Raw genomic sequence first — 16,613 nt, forward strand, 5'->3', positions numbered from 1 at the left:
CGAACGCTTCCCGTGACGCCCGCGCGGTCACGTGATCATCTGCCCGAACTGGAGGATCAGCGGAATCACCGACGAGACCAGGAGCGACACCACGCCCGGCAGGTCGTACGCCCACGTTCGGATCTCCGTCACGTTCCGCCGTCGGGCCTCGAGGACATCCAACCGTGTGGAGACGTCCTCGGGCGAGTGTGCCGAATCCCCCGCACTGGAGAGGGCTTCGTACATGCGCTCGTACTTCGCGTCTATCTCGCCCAAGAGCGTCCGTTTCTCCGACTGAAGGGCGGTGTGGATCGAAAACTGCGGGACCGCGAACAGGACGACGCCGAACAGGAACACGAGGAGGAACGTCGATAGGAACAGCGGATCCGTCCAGGGATCGTACTCGGTGGCGATCAAGAGCACCATCCCGAAGGTCAGGGAGGCGAACCACCCCACCGAGATGACGATGTTGAACCGCGCGAGCGGCGTGAGTTCGACCGCGGCCGTTCGAACCTCTCGTATTCGCAGACGCGTTACGTCGCTGACCAAGCGGACGTGGATCACCGCGACGTGAACGGCTATCAGGAGCCCAACCAGACTCACGATGCCGAACGCGTAGTTGATAACGCCCAGCCAGTCGGCGTACACGCCGAGGGGTAGACGCACCGTCGGAGCGGCGACGGAAACCCGGGGATCCGCGCTCCGTACGTAGATCACGTACGGGGCCCCGACCAACACCAAATCGTAGATGACGCCCGACAGCAGGACGACGGGAAACCACAGCAGGACGCGCCCGAGATCGTACATCTCGGCGATCCGAGACCGAACGACGGCTCGATACTCGGTCTCGGATACGTCGAAGACGGGTCTGAGCCTCACCCACAGCTCCGGGTATCGCTTGGCCCACCACCCGAACGTGAGTCCCCCGACGAACAGGCCGACGGTCCAAACGTAGACCGACCCGGTCCGCAGGAACCGGAGTCCGAACCCGCCTCGGAATGCGATGACCGCGCTCGCCGCAAACGGAACTCCCCCAACGAGCAGTGAGACGGCGAACAGGCTGCGACGGTCGAGCGACCGGAACGCGGCGATCAGCCGCGACGCCACCGGAGATCGGACGTCACTCAGCGCTAATTCGGCGTCTGGCTCGGAATTCTCGCCGGAGGAGGGATCTCCCCCCGGCTCCCCGTCAGGGGGCGCCATTCTACAGCGATCGACGGTAATTGATAAAGTTCTTCGGACGGTCGAGGCACCGCCGGCGCTCCCGGTCCGTCGGTCCCGGGGCGGTTCTCGACGCCGCCGGAGGATTCATCGCGGAGTGCGAAACCGCCGACCGACGGATTCGAGTCGCTCACTGACCGACCGATCGCGCGGATAAAAACGGCGTCCGCGACGAGCGCGGCGTCGCGACCTATTCGAGGTCGAAGCGGTCGAGCCGCATCACCTTCGTCCACGCGTCGACGAAGTCGCGGACGAGCTTCTCCTCGGCGTCCTGGCTCCCGTACACATCCGCGATGGCGCGGAGCCGGGAGTTCGAGCCGAAGACGAGGTCAAGCCGCGTGGCCTCCCACTCGACCTCGCCGGTCTCGCGGTCGATCCCCTCGTACACGTCCGCCTCCTCCGCGGCCGCCTCGACGGGCTGCCACTCGGTCCCCATGTCGAGCAGGTTCACGAAGAAGTCGTTCGTCAGCGACCCGGGGCTGTCGGTGAGGACGCCGCGGTCCGTGTCCTCGTAGGTGGCGCCGAGCGCGCGCATCCCGCCGACGAGCACGGTCATCTCGGTGGCGGTCAGGTCGAGGAGGTCAGCCTTGTCGACCATGAGCTCCTCGGGGGGGTGCTCGACGCCGTCCCCGAGGTAGTTCCGGAACCCGTCGACCCGCGGCTCGAGCGCCTCGAACGAGTCGGGGTCGGTCTGCTCCTGCGAGGCGTCGGTCCGTCCCGGCTCGAACGGGACCGTCACGTCGTACCCGGCGTCCGCGGCCGCCTGTTCGACGGCGGCGGCGCCGCCGAGGACGATCAGGTCGGCGAGCGAGACGCGCACGTCGTCGTCGCGCGAGGCGTTGAACTCCGCCTGAATTCCTTCGAGCGTCTCCAGCACCGCGTCGAGCTGCTCCGGCTCGTTCACGTCCCAGTCGCGCTGGGGGTCGAGCCGGACGCGCGCGCCGTTCGCGCCGCCCCGCTTGTCGCTGTCGCGGTACGTGGACGCCGAGGCCCACGCCGCCTTGACGAGCTGTCGCGTCGTCAGGTCGGTGTCGAGGATGTCGGCCTTGAGCTCCTCGGCCTCCGCGTCCCCGATCAGGTCGTGGTCGACCTCGGGGATCGGGTCCTGCCAGATCATCTCCTCGTCCGGGACTTCCGGGCCGAGGAACCGCGACGGCGGGCCCATGTCGCGGTGGGTGAGCTTGTACCAGGCCTTCGCGAAGTTCATGCCGAACGCCATCGGATTCTCCTGGAACTCCTCCATGATCTCCCGGTAATCGGGGTCGCGCTTCAGCGCGATGTCGGTCGTGAGCATCATGGGGGTGACGTCCTCGTCGGGGTCGTGGGCGTCCGGGGCGCTCCCGCGGAGCTCCCCGTCTTTGGGGAGCCACTGCCAGGCACCGCCGGGCCCTTTCTCCGCGACCCACTCGTACTCCAGCAGGTTGTCGATGTAGCCCATGTCCCACTCGGTCGGGGAGCCGGTCCAGGGGCCCTCGATCCCGCTCGTGATCGTGTCGCCGCCCTTCCCGGTCCCGTAGTCGTTCTCCCAGCCGAGGCCCTGCGCCTCGATGGGCGCCGCCTCGGGCTCCGGACCGAGGTGCTCGTCGGGGTCGTCGGCGCCGTGGACCTTCCCGAACGTGTGGCCGCCGGCGATGAGCGCCGCCGTCTCCTTGTCGTTCATCGCCATGCGGTCGAACGTCTGTCGGATGTTCTTCGCCGACAGCTCTGGGTCGGGGTTGCCGTCCGGCCCCTCGGGGTTGACGTAGATGAGCCCCATCACGGACGCGCCGAGTCCCGGCTCGATCTCGCCGGGCTCGTCGAAGCGCTCCTGGGTGTCCATCTCGGACTCCGGACCCCAGTAGGCGGAGTCGTCGGGCTCGAAGGCGTCCTCGCGGCCGCCGGCGTAGCCGAACGTCTTGAACCCCATCGACTCGATGGCGACGTTCCCGGCGAGGATCATCAGGTCGGCCCACGAGATCTTGCGGCCGTACTTCTGTTTGATCGGGAGGAGCAGCCGGCGAGCCTTGTCCAGGTTCGCGTTGTCCGGCCAGCTGTTGAGCGGCGCGAGCCGCTGCCGGCCGCCGGCCGCGCCGCCGCGGCCGTCCGCCGTTCGATACGTCCCGGCGCTGTGCCACGCCATCCGGATGAACAGCGGCCCGTAGTGGCCGTAGTCGGCCGGCCACCAGTCCTGTGAACTCGTCATCAGCTCCTCGAGGTCCGCCTTCACTTCGTCGAGGTCGAGCGACTGGAACGCCTCGGCGTAGTCGAAGTCCTCCTCGTAGGGACCGACGTCGCGGGCGTTCTGGTCGAGTATCTCCAAGTTCAGTTGGTTGGGCCACCACTCTTGAGTTGTCTTCTGAGACATTCGGATACGACCTCACGTTCCGTCACCTCGGATAAAAAGATGTTCACTTTGGAGGGATAATAGCAGCAAAAACAACCTGTGTTTCTACTTAATGAATATTTGTTTCTATACTGCGAATTTCATGAGTATTTGTTACGTGTGCTCTCCTCGCATGGACGCTACGTCGCCGTCGATCTGTCGTCCCCTGCGGGGCCACCGCCGACGAGGACCCGCTTGACGGCTCGCCCCGTCCCGACGAGCGTCACCGCCCAGACGAGCAGCGCGAACCACCCCCAGTAGGTCGGCACGACCGAGAGCGCTCCGAACGCGCCGATGCCGGCGAGATTGAGGGTGCCGGCGGTGTACATTCCCATCGGGAACACGCGGCCCCACGCCGTCGGGGCGTAGGCGTGGAGGCGGTCGCCGAACCCCAGCCGCGACCACGGGAACAGCAGCACCCAGACGGGAGGCCGACCCTCGACCCCGTCGGTGAGGAAGGCCCAGACGTCGAGGACGACAAGCAGGGGGATCCACCACGAGGCGATCGCCCACGCGAAGAACGTGGCGCCGACGACGACGGGAGCGTACGGCTCCCACCCGGGCACCGTCCCCAGCAGCGGGCCGACCGTCGCCCCGGCCAGCGTCGTGATGGCCGCCGCGCCCATCGCGATCCAGTACGGTCCCGTCCAGTCGTCGGGGCGAACCGCGCCGTCGAGGAGCCGGTAGGTGACGACGGTGACGACGACGACGTAGAGGACGTACCCCGAGCCGAAGTAGCTCATGCTCAACAGCACGACCGCGTTCCCGTACCCCGCCAGCGGTTCAGCGAGCAGCCCGCCGAGGACCGCGAGCGACTGCATACAGACGATCACGAGCAGAAAGGCCCCGTCGATCCGCTCGCTCACGTCGGCCTTGCCCGCGCCGATAACCTCGGTCGCGAACAGGTAGTACAGCAGCAGCGGCGTAGCGACGACGGTCGCGGCCCACAGCGCGGCCGCCACCGAAACGGCGTCGAAGAAGAGCAGGAACTGGACCCCGACCGTGTCCGTGGCGACGATGAAGGTCAGCGTCCCCCAGTGTCGGTCGCGGTCCCGTAGATCGGCGAGCGTCCGTCGGGGAAACGCCGCGGTCCGAACGGCGAACAGCGCGAGCAACAACGCGTAACAGGCGACGTTGAAGGCCGCCAGCGGCAGCGCGACGACCGGGACGGCCAGCTCGAAGAAGGCAATCGAGACGATCCCCGTCGACATGACGAATCCGAAGTACGCGGGGTCGAGCGCCTCGAGAGCGCTACCGAGCGTCGCCCCGTCAGCGGAGGTGATCCGGCCGTCCGTCTCGGGTGAACTAGTCGTGTCCGTCTCGGGTGAACTAGTCGTGTCCGTCTCGGGTGAACCAGTCATTACAGTTCCTCAACGTGTTGGCCGGCCCCACCGTACCGTCCGCTGCTGGTCGTTCCGACCGTAAGTGGCTACCGTTACGGGGCGGCGCCTCACGAACTCCTTCGATGAATGGAGTGCTCTCGCTCGTGACCTCTCTCGTCGTTCGGGGACGAGCCGAACGACCGGTGGCTCGTCCCGGGCGCCTGTCGTCTCAGGGCAGTCCACCCTGAGGCGACCGATTTAATTTACATCACCGGTAGACGCGTACCGGACCCCCGACTGCGACCGACCCGGACGAACGAACCCCGGCGTCGTCACTGCTGGACCCGATACACGTACCCGCCGCAACCGCACTGATCGACGACGCCGGTCTCCGCGTCCGGGTAGCGCTCGCGGATCGGCGCCTCGAGGTACTCGTCGGGGGTCCCGTGGTTCGGATGCGTGACGAGGTTGACGTGGTAGTCGGCGCCCGTCCGATCGACGGCAGCGAGTGCGTGCTCGATCAACGTCTCGCGGTCGTCGGCGTACCGCTCCCCTTCGAGGTTCGCGGACCACGACGCGTCGTGGCGCTCCGTGAGAAACGACGGTAGCGACTCGTCGGATTCGGCGGCGGGGGTGCGTTCGTCGTCGGACTGCCGGTCTCGTGTGGACATACGAGACGTATGAGACGGACGCACCTCCGCATCAGTACGAACATGTTCGTCACCTCTCGGTTCTCGGCGAGTCAGCGCAGTCCGCACCGCGGCAGTCACACATGACTCAGGTCGTCACAGATCGGTGATCCTGGCGTCTTATCCGTCGTCCTCCGCGTCGGGATCGAACTCGATCGGAGTTCGGGGGAGGTCGTCGACGAACTCCCGGACGATCGTGCGTTCGACGCGTTGGAGGGTCTCGCTGCACGTGGATTTCGCGATCCCGACGTGTTCGGCGACCTCGGTCAGCGTACAGGTGCGCGGCACGTCGTAGTAGCCGCGTTCGACCGCCTCGAACAACACCTCTCGCTGCCGTTCGGTGAGCGATTCGCCCGGGTTCAACCGCTGTTGCACGTACTCGACGTCGAACTCCGCGCCGACGCCGCGGAGCATCTCCCCGAAGTCGGCGACGCGCTCGTGCGGCCCGGTGACGTCGATCCGGGCCACCCCGTTCTCGATCTCGACGGGCATCTCGATCGGGATGCCGGCCTGCCGCGCGGCCGCCATCAACAGCGGCGCGTGCGCCTCGACCTGGACGGTGGCGACCCCGTCGCTCAACGCCATCACCGAGACCTCCTCGATCGTGTCGTGGGCCGCTATCGCGTCCAGTATCCCGTCGACGTCGTCGACGGTGATCTTCACGAGCGCGAATCCCGCGCCGTCGCCGGGGGTCGCGGTGAGTACCTGGATCCGCGCCTCCGGAAACTCCCGAGAGACCTCACCGACCCACGGTCCGTCCGGGAGGTCAACGTTGAGTCGAGCCTTCGCCATACCGTCCGTTCGCCGTCAGGGGGGAAATGAATTCGTCTTCGCACCCGATCACGACGTCAGTCGCTCCCGCTCTCCTCGTCGGCCGGCCGGACCCTGAACGGTCGCATCATGTCGTGGTCCTCGTGCTCGATCATGTGACAGTGCCACATGTAGTCGCCCGTCTGATCGGAGAACAACCCATCGTACTCCCCGAAGTGCGCGATCACGTGGACCACGTCGCCCGGATCGACGCTGACCACGTCGTTCCACCCGAGCTCGTACGACTCCGGGCCGTCGAGCGCGTCCGGATCGACCTCGTCTTCGGACGGATCGTAGTCGGCGGCCGACTGCCGGCCCAACACCTGGAAGTGAACGAGATGGAGATGTATCGGGTGGGACATCCCCGTGAAGTTGGCGAGACTCCAGATCTCGGTGTCTCCGAGCCTCGGGGCCTCGGTGACCGGGTCCGTGAGCTCGAAGCCGGTCTTCTCGTCGCCGGTCCCGAGCGCGTAGCGCGGGCGACCGTACTCGTCCGACTGCCGGGCGAGCGTGAGGTAGCGTTCGGTGTCGACGGACTCCGCCGAAATCTCGGGGACTCGCGTCAGTGTGTCCGGGAGCTGCGCGGGCTCCCGTTCGCCTTCCGCGGCCGCCACGTCGACGAGCATGATCTCCGGCAGGGGTTCAGCGCCGTCCGCCTCGATCCCGCTCGTCCCGCGATACGTCGCCGGCGCGTCGTTGTGCAGGAGCAGGGTCTCGCCCGCGTGCTCGCCGAAGTCGACGACGACGTCTGCCCGCTGACTCGATCCGAGCTCGAGGCGGTCGGTAGTCTCGACCGGCTCCGAGAGGAGCCCGCCGTCGTTCCCGATTTGGACGAACGGCGGCCCCGCGTCGCCCGTGGTACCCGACTCCTCGTCGTATTCGAGGAGTTTGAGGTCGTAGTATCGGCTGTTGGCTCCGTTGAGCAGGCGGAATCGGTACTGTTCGGGGTCGACGGACAGCCGGGGCCACGCCTTCCCGTTCACCGTCGACACGTCGCCGTAGAACTGCGGAACGACGCTCGGATCGGGGCGCGAATCGTCTCCGTCTCCTTCACCCTGCGTCCTCGCGACGCCCGTGGGGTAGTGCAACGACCCGTCCGCGTTGAAGCTCCGGTCCTGTAACACGAGCGGGACCTCGTTGTCTCCCGTCGGGAGGTCGAGCGCTCGCTCGTGGTCGTTCCGGAGGAGGTAGAACCCCGCGAGGCCGGCGTAAACGTTCAGTCGCGTGATACCGAGCGAGTGATCGTGGTACCACAGTGTTGCGGGCGGTTGGTCGTTCGCGTAGTAGTAGTCCTTCTTTTCGAAGTCGGGGCCCGTCCGTTCGAAGTCGCGGGTGAACCACGCCTGCGGTTTCCCGTCACTTTCATGTTCGACGTTGCCGCCGTGGAGGTGCGGCACGACGCGGGCGCCCGGCTCGTCATACGGAATGATGTCGCCGTGGATGGTCGGATCCTCGGGGAGCAGGTGTTCGTCCGGCAGGTGATTCTGCCACCGGACGTAGATCGGTTCCCCCTGCTCGGCCTCGATCGTCGGCCCGGGAAACTGGCCGCCGTAGCCCCACAGCGTCGTCGGCGGGAGGTCGCGGTGGAGTTTCTGTTCGACCTCGGCCATCTCTACCTCGTAGCGAGGCTGCCCGTCCTTCGTTCCGTTCGGCTCGATGACCCCCGGGCGAGGTACTTCGTCGACCCACCGTTCGAGCTCCGGTGACGTATGGGTCGCATCGGGTGTTTCTCCCCCGTCTTCCGGCTCGTCCGCGGCTACCGGGGCACCAATACTCTTCCCGGAACAGCCCGCGAGCGCCGCGGCGCCGGTGATACCTACGGCCGCGAGAAACTTCCGCCGAGCGACGTCGCCTCGAGCTCGTCCGACCCTGTCATCCATTACATACACGCTAGCGGGGTCGTCCGGATAGGGGACCGGACGAACCCCACTCTATGAGGCGGGTTCCGAATATGTTCGCCGCCAGAGAGAGGTGCGGGGGACGACTGCCGTTGTTCCGCCACCCATCGGGTGTCTTCGATCTGCGGTCCGTCCCGGAGCGAGGCGTCAAAAGCTGTGTCAATACCCGGAAAGCCGTGGTCACTCGTGTTGGATTTCGATATACCACACGTCGGACCCGCCGGAGGTCGTCTCGTGCCGGAACCCGCGTTCTTCGAGGACCTGATACAACGGCTCCGGTTCGAAGCTGTTGACCAACAGCAGCGTCTCGCCGCGCGGAAGCGCCTCGAGCTCGGCCATGATATCGCCGAACGGTTCGCCGTCGATCTCGCGTGCGTCCAGGCGTCGATCGGCCTCGGGTCGCTCAGTTGCCATATCAGTTCAAGCGTCGACGAGGGGGTGGGTGTTCCCCCGAACGTATTCGGGCACGCGACCCCCCGCGGCGGTCAACACTCGGTTCCCGCGAACGGGATCGGTCGGCTCCGTTCGGCGGGGTCGCGGAACACGCGTTTGCCGTACCGTCGACGAGCGTTCGCAGGCGTTCGATCGCCTCGTCCGGAAGGACGTATCCGATACGGTAGCCCGCTTCGAGGGACGGGAGGGTCCGATGGTCGTTTCGCTCCGGTTAAAAAGCGTTCCACGGCCGTCGGAGGGTAACATCTTCGGTGGTACTGTCAGGTGTGCGGAGACCGTACCCCATTCTATGGGCGCGATCCCAGGCAACATCGAGACGGACCACCAGCCCCCGATGACGGTCCCGTTACGACATTTCGTCGTCGGGCTCGCCTTCCTCGTCGCGGGGATCGGGGTCGGGATCGGCTTACAGCTGAACGCCGTTCCGGGACTGGGGCGGCTCGCTCACCTCCACCTCCTGTTAGCCGGATGGATCTGTATCACGATCATGGGAGCGATGACGCAGTTCGTACCCGTCTGGTCGGGAGCGACGCTCCACTCCCGGCGTCTCGCGAACGTGCAGTTGGGGCTGGTCGTCGCCGGTCTCTCCGGGTTCGTCGTCGCGTTTCTCCGGGTCGAGACGGCGTGGCTCGTCCCGTTCGCGACGCTCATGCTCGTCGGCTTCTGGGTCTTCGCGTACAACATCGTCCGGACGCTCGGCACGGTCGAGGAGTACGACGTCACCGAACGGCACTTCCTCGGTGCGCTCGGCTTCTTCCTCGTGGTGACCGTTCTCGGCCTCCTCCTCGCGATCGATTTCACGGTTCCGACGTTTTCGCGGGTCGGCGTCGGCCGGTCCGGGGTCGTCGGAGCCCACGCGACCCTCGCCGTCTTCGGTGCCGTTCTCACGACGGTGTACGGGGCGCTGTACCAGCTCGGAACGATGTTCACGCAGACGGAGCTCCACGGGATCGACTATCGCCTTCGATCGATCGAGGAGATCGCGCATCCCACCGGCGTTGTCGTGCTCGCGGTCGGTCGGCTCGCGGCTCACGCTCCCGTCGCACGGGTCGGCGGCCTGTTGATCCTGTTCGCCGCGTCGGCGTTCTGTCTCATCCTGGCACGCAAGCTGTACGAGATGCGGGTCGAACGGACTCCGATGCACACGCGGTACATCGCGGCGGTGGGCGCGCTCGCGCTGTGGGTCGCCGTCTCGGCGCCCGCGTGGATCGCTGACCCGTTGACGCGTGCACAGCTGCTCGGCGCGGCGAACGCCGGCCACCTGCTGTTGTTGGGGGCGATCGGATTCGTCGTCGTCGGGACGCTCTACCACATCATTCCCTTCGTGATCTGGGTCAACCGGTACAGCGATCTGCTGGGGTTGGAAGACGTTCCGATGATCGACGACCTCTACGACGACCGACTCGCCGCGGTCGATGGAATACTCCTCGGGAGCGGAAGCGCGGTGATCGTCGGCGCGAACCTGTTGGAGGTCACCGGAAGGCCGGCGCTCCTCGGCGGGCTGTTAGTTGGCGTCGGCGTCGCGGCGTTCGTGTCCAACATGGTCCTCGTGTTGGTCCGCCACAGCCCTCACTCGGTCGACCGGATCCTCTTTGGCTCGTTCTCGCCGCGCCGGACGGGCGCCCCCGACGAGGCGGCCGAGGAGTGACGACCGGCTCGAACATGTACGGGGGTAGGAGTACCCCTCGCGATCTCGAATGGGCGCACATGCCCAGCTTTCCGTCGCCGTTCGGGTCCGATGACAGCGATCTGTTCGACGGGTACGACGAGTTCGTTTCGGATCACGTCCCGAGGCCGGGCGAGTTCCTCGAGGCTCACGACCTGCTCACCGGGGCGGACCACGTCGCGTTTCACCGCCTCACGCGCGACTGCTTCGAGGAGCGAAAGGTGTACGACATGACGTTTAATTACAATCTCGCCCGGTTGAACCTCGACACGCGCCACACGGGCGCCGGCTACCGCTACGCCGTCGAACGCGAAGACGCCGACGACGCCGTCGAATGCGCCGATACCGACGACGCCGTCGACTCGGAAGAGATCGACCGCGTGCTCCGAGCGGAGTTCACGCCGACGACGCCGTTCTGTCCGCAGACCCACACGCTGACGATCGGGTCGTTCCGCGCGTGGAACGGGCTTACGGAGAGGCACGAGTACGACCTCGTCCGCGTCCGTGCGGCACCGATGCATCACCAGAGCGAGGCGATCAACGAGCAGCTCGCCGACCTCGAAGAGACGTACCTCGAGACGGGAGGCGTGACCGCCGACCCGGAGGGCGGTTCCGAAATCGGGTCGAACCCGATGGAGCGGTCGATGGAGAACGAGGGGCCGAGCCGCGGATCGACGGACGCTCCGTTCTGAAAGGGCTGGTCCGTCGGGACACTTCTGAAAAGGGTAATCCGCCGGGGCACGGCCACTACGTGGTCGATTACGCAATCCGAGATCTCGCTTCTGATCTCTCGGTCTTCGAAACCGCCTACTCAGAACGGTGGGTTCGGATCCGCTGAGGCAGTTGGATCACCGCCGTGTGCTTCGGCCTTTCCGATCAGCACCCTGAACTCGCCGGGATCCCGCTTGCGGTACTCCCAGTAGAACTCCGGGCCGGCCTCGGCGTCGAACTGGTGGTAGAGCGGCTTCGGGTCGTGGTCGTTCACCAGAACAAACCCCTCTCCGTCGTCGAGGTCCGCGTACGCCTCGAAGATCTGCTCGTGGCGCTGCGCGGGTGGGAGGTCGCGGACGTCGAGCTCCGCCGTCCGCTCCGGCGTCTCGTCGGACGCTTCGGCGGAGCCCCCGTCATCGCCGGCCGTCGCCGACGTGCGCTCCTCTCCGTCGGACGAGGAGTCGCTTCGCTCGGCCTTTGTGATCTGGACCCGACAGCGACCGGGCTCTTTTTCGACTACCTCCCAGTCGAACGCGTCACCGTACTGCTCCCGAAACTCGCGACGGAGCGGCCGCGGCTCGTGCGGAGCGACGAGCTCCATCGTCTCCCCGTCGGGAATCATGCCGTACCGGTGATGAATCGTCTCGTGGCGGTCCGGTTTCGGGATCTCTCGGACGTCGTACCGCGTGATCACGCCCTCGTCGTCGGCCGTCGAGGCGTCGGTCTTCACGATCTCGACGCGCCACTCGCCCGGCTCGCGACTCGCGTACTCCCACTCGATGACGTCGCCGTGCATCGATCGGAGTTCGTAGTAGAGCGGCTTCGGGTCGTGGTCGTTCACCAGCACGAACCCCTCGCCCGCTCCCAGCCGATCGAACGCGTCGAGCAACACCTCGTGTCGCCGCTGCGGGATCAGGTCGCGCACGTCGAACGTCCCCAACTCCCCGTCGCCGAGGGGTCCTCGTTTGAACACCCGAACCTCGCGTGGTTCCGCGTCGGGGTCCTCGTGACCCCAGTCGAGCGCGTCCTCCCGTTCGATCTGATACCGGATCAGGTGAGCGTCGATATCTCGATCGGAGACAACGAGCAGTTCGGTATCCGGTTCGATCTCGTCGAGCGCGTCGTAGATCCGGCCTCGAAACTCACGAGGCGAGGAGTTCTGCAGGTCGATTTCGGTGGTCATCACTCGGATCGAACACGGTCGCGAAGCGGGATGGTCTCTCAGCCGAACCCGTTCGGGGGGCACACTAAACGAGACGGAGTCGAGGAATGAACTATCGAATGCTCACCGGTCCGAAACCGGAGTCCCGGCCGCTTTCGGAAGAGGCTCCCCGTTCATGAACTCGGTAACGCTTTCGCGAACGATCGACGCGCCACCGTCCGTCGTCCGCGCATCGATGAACCGGATCGATCCGTTCATGCGAGCGTCGGGCTTCGATGAGGTCCGCGTCGACGGCGACACGGTCCGCGTCGCGAACGAGGTGGGGATCACGACCATCGAACTCACGCTCGAACTCGTCGACCGTCCCGACGCCGACCTCGCCTACGAGCAGCGCGAGGGCATCTTCGCGGAGATGCGGACGGCGTACACCGTCACGCCGGTCCACGACGGGAGCGAGGTGGTCGCGACGACGGAGTTCGCGCTCGACGTCGCTATCGTCGGGGACGTGCTCGATTCGACGGTTATCAGCCGGCAACGGAAAGCGGAACTCACCGCCCAGTTCGACTGGCTCGAAGACGCCGTGTAAGTTGTCGCTGGTATATCGAAACGCGGCGTGACGCGGCGAATCCGTTGTCGGTGTGGGCTCTCCGTTACGTTGCCTCCGGCGAGATCAGCAACGGCGTCAGAGAACGCGATTGGCCGGTTCGTCGCCGGCGCGGAGTCGGCGGACGTTCTCGCGGACGATCGCCGCGACGTGGTCGACGTATTCGCGGGTGAACGCGCCGCAGTGCGGCGAGACGATCACGTCGTCCAGCTCCCAGAGCGGCGAGGAGTCGGGAAGGGGTTCGGTCTCGAACACGTCCAAAGCCGCCCCGGCGACGTCGTCGTCTTCGAGCGCCGCCACGAGCGCCGCCTGGTCGACGACGCCGCCGCGAGCCACGTTCACGAGGTACGCGTCCTCGCGCATGGCCGCGAGCACGTCGCCGTCCACTAACCCTCGCGTCTCGTCGGTGAGCGGGACCGCCAGCACGACGAAGCGGGCGTCCGCCACCGCCGTTTCCAGTTCGGACGGCGTGTAGACGCGATCGACCCCCGGTTCCGGGACGGGCGTCCGCCGGACGCCGTCGACGTCGAGACCGAGCCCGGTCAACCGATCGACGATCCCCCGTCCGAGACCCCCGAGACCGACCACGCAGGCCCGTTCCCCGGCGACCGTCCAGGCCTCGTCCCACTCCGGTTGCGACCAGTCCCCTCGTTGCTGGTTCGCCGCGTGTTCGTGCAGGCGACGGGCGAACGCGAGCAGGTATCCGGCGACGGTCTCGCCGATCGCGTCGCCGTGGATCCCGGTGCTGTTCGTGAGCGTGACGTCCGCTTCGCGGAACGACTCGCGCGGGAAGCGGTCGACGCCGGCCTGCACGGAGTGGACCCATTCGACCTCATGGAACCGCTCGCGATGGGCGAACGTGACGACGCCGTCGCAGGCGTCCGGCACGGGCCCCTGTTCGTCGAGGACCGTCGTCTCGACCGACAGGTCAGACAGTCGATCGATCAGTACCTCCGGCGGGAAGAGGGTCGAAACCGACGGATCCGCTCCGAGCGTGTCCAGGTCCATACCGGTATCAGCAGCGGTCATCAGTTAATACGTTTTGCGAACGGCTTCGGCGACTGTTGGGACGTTCGACCGGTCGAGAGTACGCATCGTCGTCATTTATTAGTGGGATCGAACTCGTCGCGTCGGATCCCCTCCCGGACCGGGTCGTGTTCCGCGTCGGTCGGGGGCGGCGCGGTGACGAGCACGGCTTCGAGACGCGCGTCGTCGTCGGCCTTCACCCCGCGCTCGGTCCCGGCATCCGCAACGACGACGTCGCCGGGAGCGACGGCGTGCTCGGTGTCGCCCTCTCGGACCGTTCCCGTCCCGGACTGGACCGTGATCGTCACGTCGCTTTCGGGGGCGTGAACGGGGATGAACTGCCCCGGTTCGAAGTAGCCGCAGACGACCTTCGCCCGGTCGCTCCGGAAGACCTCGCTCGTCGAGAACCGCGCCTCGTCGTACGTCCGCTCCGCGTCGAGGCTCGTCGCCGGCACGTCACTCACCCCCGCGGAACGAGCCGCGTCGGCCGGGCGAGCGGCGGGGGCTGTTCGCGTCCTGTTCGGTCGGTGGCGTCGGTGAACCCGTCACGTTCGGATCCACGGGTCTCGGCGGGGTGTGACTGTGCCCGAACGTGTTCGTCTCAATACGGATGCGGGGGCGTCGCAAACGCTCGGGCGCATGCCACGACTAGACGTTCGCGACATTCCGCCGGTGAACAGACACGACCGGATTCACGAGGAGTTCGACGGGATGGATCCCGGCGAGACGCTTACCATCGTCAACGACCACGAACCGAAGCCGCTGTACTACGAGATGGCCGCGGAGGTGCCCGCGTTCGACGAGGAGGGGTACGAGGTCCGGCGGGACGCCCCCGACGAGTTCGTCGCCAAGTTCCCGAAAGTAGAGGCCTGAGGCGCCGGTCACTCGTCCGGTGAGACAGCCGCCTCACCGTCCGCGTCGAACAACCGAGCGAGGGACCGAACGGTCGCGTCGCCCGGACCCGACCGCTCCAGCGCCGCCTCGGGGCGCGCCGTTATCCGACGACGGAGGGCGGCCCCGAGGTGCCGGACCGTCTCCCGCTGTTCGTCGGTGAGGTCGCCGCGCGCCTCGAGCTTGGAGACCGCCTCCTCGACCTCGCGGCGCTGTATCCGCTCGGTTTGGCACCGGAGCTGCCGCCGGATCCTCTCCGGATCGACTCGCGCGCCGGTCGACGAGTCGGGGCGCGCATCGGTCGGCGGGTCGGGGCGCGCGTCGGTGCGTTCGAATGCCACACCGGTACCTCGACCCCGGCACCGGTGAGGGTTCCCTCGAACGTGTTCGGGGTCCCCGCGGCAGCGGGCACACACTCAAGTTCTCACCGGGAGAGACCGACGTATGGACTCCGCCCGCTTCCTGTTCGTCTCCGCCGACGCCGCGCTGATCACCGACCTCGCGTGGCAGGTCCACCGCGAAGGCCACGACGTGAAATACTATATCGAAGCCGAAGGCGATCGAGAGATTGGCAACGGTTTCGTCCCGAAGACGGATGACTGGCGCGCAGAAGTCGATTGGGCAGATGTTATCATTTTCGACGATATCTGGGTTGGTTCCGACATCGGCACGGGTGAACTCGCAGAGGAACTCCGTGAGGAGGGGAAAGCGGTCGTCGGCGGGACGCCGAACACCGATCACCTCGAAGAGGACCGCGGGTACGCGATGGAGGTCCTCGAAGAACACGGTGTGAACACCGTCGAACACCATATCTTCGACAGTTTCGACGCGGGGATACAACACGTCCAAGAGAACCCTGCCCCGTATGTGATCAAACCACTCGGCGAAGTCCAGAACGTCAAGCGCTTACTGTACGTTGGGAACGAGGATGACGGGAGCGACGTCGTCGACGTGTTGAAAGCGTACAAGAAAGCGTGGGGTCACCGGATGAAGGGCTTCCAGCTACAACGCAAAGTAGAGGGTGTTGAAGTCGCTATCTGCGGGTTCTTCAACGGGACCGAGTTCATTGACCAAGTCAATTTTAATTTTGAGCATAAGAAATTATTCCCGGGGAACATCGGCCCTTCAACCGGGGAGATGGGGACCTCGATGTTCTGGGCGGGCCAGAACAAACTGTTCAAAGAAACCTTCGGGAAAATCGAAGACTGGCTCGCCAACGAAGGCTACGTCGGCAGTATCGATATCAACTGTATCGTCAACGAGAACGGGATCTACCCGCTGGAATTCACGCCGCGGTTCGGCTACCCGACAATCGCGTTACAGGAAGAGTCGATCGAGTCGTCTACTGGGGAATTCTTCTACGACCTCGCGCACGGCAACGAGCCAGAGGTCGAGGTTCACAACGGGTACCAAATCGCCGTGCGCGTCGTCTTACCGCCGTTCCCGTTCGACGACGAGCAGACGTACGACGAGAACTCCCGGAACGCAGCCGTGGTGTTCGAAACGGAACGCTGCGACGGGAGTCACGCGAGCGGAGCGAGCGTGACGTCGTCGGGGGGTGCCCCCGACGGCATCCACATCGAGGACGCGAAGAAGGTCGACGGACAGTGGCGCGTCGCCGGCGACAGCGGAATGCCGATCGTCGTGACCGGCAAAGGGGAGACGATGCAGGCTGCTCGCGAGCAGGCGTACGGTCGGATCGATGAGATCGTCATGCCGAACATGTACTACCGCGACGACATCGGCGAGCGGTGGATCAACGGCGACGGCGACCGACTGCAGGCCTGGGGGTACCTCGGACCAGGCGGGGAGTGAAGTT

16 protein-coding genes are annotated in these 16,613 nt (G+C 66.1%); 5 read left to right on the plus strand and 11 right to left on the minus strand.

What is annotated here, in order from left to right; all coding sequences use genetic code 11:
- Positions 1-27 precede the first annotated feature (27 nt).
- The 7 genes from B4V06_RS12980 to B4V06_RS13010 all read right to left on the minus strand — a co-directional run bounded on the left by B4V06_RS12980 (position 28) and on the right by B4V06_RS13010 (position 8,695).
- Positions 28-1,182, minus strand: a complete 1,155-nt coding sequence (locus B4V06_RS12980; RefSeq protein WP_498170143.1) for a hypothetical protein — start codon at positions 1,180-1,182, stop codon at positions 28-30.
- Between the two features lie 208 nt (positions 1,183-1,390).
- On the minus strand, positions 1,391-3,544 hold the full coding sequence (katG, locus tag B4V06_RS12985; protein ID WP_123112402.1) for a catalase/peroxidase HPI: 2,154 nt from the start codon (positions 3,542-3,544) through the stop codon (positions 1,391-1,393).
- A gap of 158 nt (positions 3,545-3,702) precedes the next feature.
- Positions 3,703-4,923, minus strand: coding sequence for a tellurite resistance/C4-dicarboxylate transporter family protein (locus B4V06_RS12990; RefSeq protein ID WP_123112403.1), 1,221 nt, complete (start codon positions 4,921-4,923; stop codon positions 3,703-3,705).
- Between the two features lie 293 nt (positions 4,924-5,216).
- Entirely contained in the window at positions 5,217-5,555 is a 339-nt protein-coding gene (locus tag B4V06_RS12995) for a CGCGG family putative rSAM-modified RiPP protein (protein WP_123112404.1), read from the minus strand.
- A gap of 138 nt (positions 5,556-5,693) precedes the next feature.
- Positions 5,694-6,365, minus strand: a complete 672-nt coding sequence (locus B4V06_RS13000) for a helix-turn-helix domain-containing protein (protein ID WP_498170146.1) — start codon at positions 6,363-6,365, stop codon at positions 5,694-5,696.
- Between the two features lie 56 nt (positions 6,366-6,421).
- Positions 6,422-8,263 (minus strand): multicopper oxidase family protein, encoded by a 1,842-nt coding sequence (locus B4V06_RS13005; protein ID WP_123112406.1) that lies wholly within the window; start codon positions 8,261-8,263, stop codon positions 6,422-6,424.
- A 198-nt stretch (positions 8,264-8,461) separates the two neighbouring features.
- A complete protein-coding gene (locus B4V06_RS13010; protein WP_123112407.1) occupies positions 8,462-8,695 on the minus strand; it encodes a DUF2249 domain-containing protein in 234 nt (77 codons plus the stop codon).
- 328 nt (positions 8,696-9,023) lie between these two features.
- On the opposite strand from B4V06_RS13010, the gene B4V06_RS13015 reads away from it, so the two are divergent.
- Both B4V06_RS13015 and B4V06_RS13020 read left to right on the plus strand, forming a co-directional pair.
- On the plus strand, positions 9,024-10,382 hold the full coding sequence (locus B4V06_RS13015; RefSeq protein WP_498170148.1) for a hypothetical protein: 1,359 nt from the start codon (positions 9,024-9,026) through the stop codon (positions 10,380-10,382).
- A gap of 59 nt (positions 10,383-10,441) precedes the next feature.
- Complete coding sequence (locus B4V06_RS13020; RefSeq protein WP_498170149.1) at positions 10,442-11,092, plus strand: DUF7998 family protein; 651 nt, start codon at positions 10,442-10,444, stop codon at positions 11,090-11,092.
- A gap of 119 nt (positions 11,093-11,211) precedes the next feature.
- Here B4V06_RS13020 and B4V06_RS13025 read toward each other — a convergent pair whose 3' ends face one another.
- The gene (locus tag B4V06_RS13025) at positions 11,212-12,294 is read right to left on the minus strand and encodes a DUF2249 domain-containing protein (RefSeq protein ID WP_498170151.1); all 1,083 of its coding nucleotides are present in this window, start codon (positions 12,292-12,294) and stop codon (positions 11,212-11,214) included.
- Positions 12,295-12,448: 154 nt separating this feature from the next.
- On the opposite strand from B4V06_RS13025, the gene B4V06_RS13030 reads away from it, so the two are divergent.
- Positions 12,449-12,859, plus strand: coding sequence for an SRPBCC family protein (locus tag B4V06_RS13030; RefSeq protein WP_498170152.1), 411 nt, complete (start codon positions 12,449-12,451; stop codon positions 12,857-12,859).
- Between the two features lie 96 nt (positions 12,860-12,955).
- Here the strand turns inward: B4V06_RS13030 and ddh are convergent, their stop codons facing one another.
- The gene (gene ddh, locus B4V06_RS13035) at positions 12,956-13,885 is read right to left on the minus strand and encodes a D-2-hydroxyacid dehydrogenase (protein ID WP_123112410.1); all 930 of its coding nucleotides are present in this window, start codon (positions 13,883-13,885) and stop codon (positions 12,956-12,958) included.
- 92 nt (positions 13,886-13,977) lie between these two features.
- On the minus strand, positions 13,978-14,358 hold the full coding sequence (locus tag B4V06_RS13040; RefSeq protein ID WP_123112411.1) for a cupin domain-containing protein: 381 nt from the start codon (positions 14,356-14,358) through the stop codon (positions 13,978-13,980).
- A 184-nt stretch (positions 14,359-14,542) separates the two neighbouring features.
- Between B4V06_RS13040 and B4V06_RS13045 the strand changes: the two genes are divergently transcribed.
- The gene (locus B4V06_RS13045) at positions 14,543-14,776 is read left to right on the plus strand and encodes a DUF2249 domain-containing protein (protein WP_123112412.1); all 234 of its coding nucleotides are present in this window, start codon (positions 14,543-14,545) and stop codon (positions 14,774-14,776) included.
- Between the two features lie 8 nt (positions 14,777-14,784).
- Here B4V06_RS13045 and B4V06_RS13050 read toward each other — a convergent pair whose 3' ends face one another.
- Complete coding sequence (locus tag B4V06_RS13050) at positions 14,785-15,135, minus strand: glutamyl-tRNA reductase (protein WP_123112413.1); 351 nt, start codon at positions 15,133-15,135, stop codon at positions 14,785-14,787.
- A gap of 103 nt (positions 15,136-15,238) precedes the next feature.
- On the opposite strand from B4V06_RS13050, the gene B4V06_RS13055 reads away from it, so the two are divergent.
- Complete coding sequence (locus B4V06_RS13055) at positions 15,239-16,609, plus strand: phosphoribosylamine--glycine ligase (RefSeq protein WP_123112414.1); 1,371 nt, start codon at positions 15,239-15,241, stop codon at positions 16,607-16,609.
- Positions 16,610-16,613: the final 4 nt, after the last annotated feature.

Source organism: Halorubrum sp. B53 (assembly GCF_059752395.1).